Genomic DNA, 2,864 nt, shown 5'->3' on the forward strand with positions numbered 1-2,864 from the left:
GTTTGGAGTGGGGGAGTTGCGATAAAAGTTGCTAAAGGTGTAGGTTGAACAATAACAGTTAATGGAGTTGAAACTGAGCAACCCATAGCATATACAGTAAATATTATAATGTACGTACTATCACTTGTTGAAGGGGGAGGATTTAAAAATGTATGGGTTGGATTTTGTTGCGTAGAAGTCGTAGCATCCCCAAAATCCCACAGCACACTGTCAGCTATTGGGGCAAAACTGGCAAAATCTACCGTAAAAGGGTGGCATCCTGTCGGACTGCCCAATACCTGGGCAAATGCAAGAATTTCAGGATTTACCACAATATTTTTGGGAATAGTATCTGAACATCCGAATTGTGTACCAGCTACTAAAGTAATGGTATAGAGTTGTGAAGTATCTGAAGGATTAACGTAAGTATTGGTAAAAGCAGGCGCTGGAGTTGTAGATGTGTCATCACTGCCACCGCCAAAATGCCAGTTATAATTATCAGCGCCTGAAGACGTATTTGTAATTGTCAACGTAAACGGACTGCACCCAACCGTATCGCTCAAAGTAAAACCAGCAACAGGAACCGGATGAACTACAACATTTAAGGTAACTGTATCTGCACAGCTCAGTGTGCTGAGGTATAAATTAACTGTATAAACCGAATCAATATTTATGGTATCATTCGTAAATGGATGGTTTATTAACTGGCTGCAGGTATTTAGCGTATCACCATCACCAAAGTCCCACGTACAATTAAATGCCCCGGTGGTTTGATTAAAGAAATCTACAGTAAAAGGATGACATCCTGCTGTATCGCCACCAAGAATTCCTGCAAGTGGATTAATTTCAGGAAGCACGTAAATTGTTTTTATTATCGTATCTGAGCATCCGCCAATTTTATCTGCAATCAAAGTGATTATATAGGAAACCGTGCTATCTGTAAAATTATTATAAGGATGCGTAAAACAAGAATCAGGAAGTGTATCACTGTTTCCATCACCATAATTCCAATAATAAACATCAGCCCCTGTAGATGAATTGCAAATAGTTACCTGAAATGGGCTGCAGTTGAGTGTATCACTTACAGAAAATAACGCAGCCGGCTTGGGAAATACTGTAACAGTCTGCGTAGCAGTATCCTTGCAGCCCGATGAGGTAGTAACTATTAATTGAACTGTAAATGTCGATTCTGTGTTGTAAGTATGCGTTACAGTACTATCAGCTGCTATTGTTAAAGTATTAGTATCTCCAAAATCCCACTCATATAATGCTGCACCAGATTTAGGGCTAAATGAAACCTGCAGTGGTTTACATCCTGTAAGAGGAAGGGTGGTGAAAGTAAAATTTGGCGGAGGATCAACTGTGATATTCTTCTTTATAGTATCTCTGCAGCCATAGATCGATTCTGAAATAAGCGTTATGCTAAATAGTATAGGAGATAATAAAGTATCAACAAATTTATGCGTAAAGCTGGCCGTGTTGGTTTTTATCGCGGTATCACCATCTCCAAAATCCCAGTAATAAATAATTGCTCCGGTTGAGATATTGTTAAAAGTTACCGTCAACGGACTGCAGCCCACTGTATCTATCATATTGAATTGTGCCACAGGCTTGGGATGTACTACCACCTGTTTTGTAACAGTATCCTTATTGCCAAATTGAGAGGTAACGATCAATACAACATTAAATACTGAATCTACAACTGCTGTATTTGAAAATGTGTGCGTTGGATTTTTGCTTGTATCAATTGAACTGCTATCGCCAAAATCCCATGCGAATGTATCAGCCCCTACTGATGTATTAATAAAGAAAACCGTAAACCGATGACAACCCGAATCATTGGGGACTATATTGAAGTCTGCCCTGAGCTGCGGTTTAACTATAATGGGTTTGCAAGATGTATCTGTACAGCCAAAATTGGTTTTTGCTGTTAAGCATAAGGTATAGCTTACTATGCTGTCAGTCGTGTTGGTATAAGGATGTGTAAAGCTGTTCGTGTCAGTTTTTGTTATGGTATCTCCGTCACCAAAGTCCCAAAAATAGCTCACAGCGCCAGTTGAAGAATTAGTGAGCGTGACAATAAAAGGAGCGGTAACAACGGTATCGCTTACCGTAAAAGATGAAACGGGCTGAGGATGCACCACTATTTGCTGCGTAGTATCTGCCTGGCAACTGTATTGAGAAATAACTGTTAATTTAACAGAATAAACACTATCCGCAACAGTGTCTGGATTGATATAGGGATGCGTAGGTGCACTTGTTGTTTCAACGGGGCTTCCATCACCAAAATCCCAATAAAATGTATCTGCCCCCTGTGATAAATTCACAAAAGTTACATTAAACGGATGACAGCCCGAATCATTGGGCACAATGGCAAAATTGGCAGAAATATTAGGGTTTACAACAATTGCTTGGGTAAACGTATCAGTACAGCCATCAATATTTTTTGCAATTAACTGCAATGTAGAAGTAACCGGGATGAGTGAAGTGTTATTATAAGTATGTGTTAAAGACCCTACTGTAACTGTATCCCCTCCGTCACCAAAAGTCCAATACAAACTATCAAATCCTGAAGAACCATCAGTTATAGTAATCGTAAACGGACTGCAAATTGTATCATCACTAACAGTAAACTGAGCAGAAGGCTTCGGATGAACCATTACAGTTTTTTTCACCGTATCCGCTCCACAGCCATATTGTGATCTTACAAACAGCTCAACAGTATAAACACTATCAACACTTCCAGTGGTATCATAATTATAGAATATGTGTGTTGGGTTGGAATCATTTACAACAGCGCTGCCATCTCCAAAATCCCATCTTATCGTATCAACACCAGTTAAGAAATTGAAAAAGTTTACTGTTAACGGGTGACATCCCGTGTC

1 protein-coding gene is annotated in these 2,864 nt (G+C 39.5%); it reads right to left on the bottom strand.

Annotation, left to right across the window (positions count from 1 at the left end):
• A partial coding sequence (locus tag FVQ77_16645; protein MBW8051930.1) for a PKD domain-containing protein occupies positions 1-2,639 on the bottom strand: 2,639 nt, incomplete at its 3' end.
• Positions 2,640-2,864: the final 225 nt, after the last annotated feature.

It is taken from the genome of Cytophagales bacterium, from assembly GCA_019456305.1.
Classification (GTDB): domain Bacteria; phylum Bacteroidota; class Bacteroidia; order Cytophagales; family VRUD01; genus VRUD01.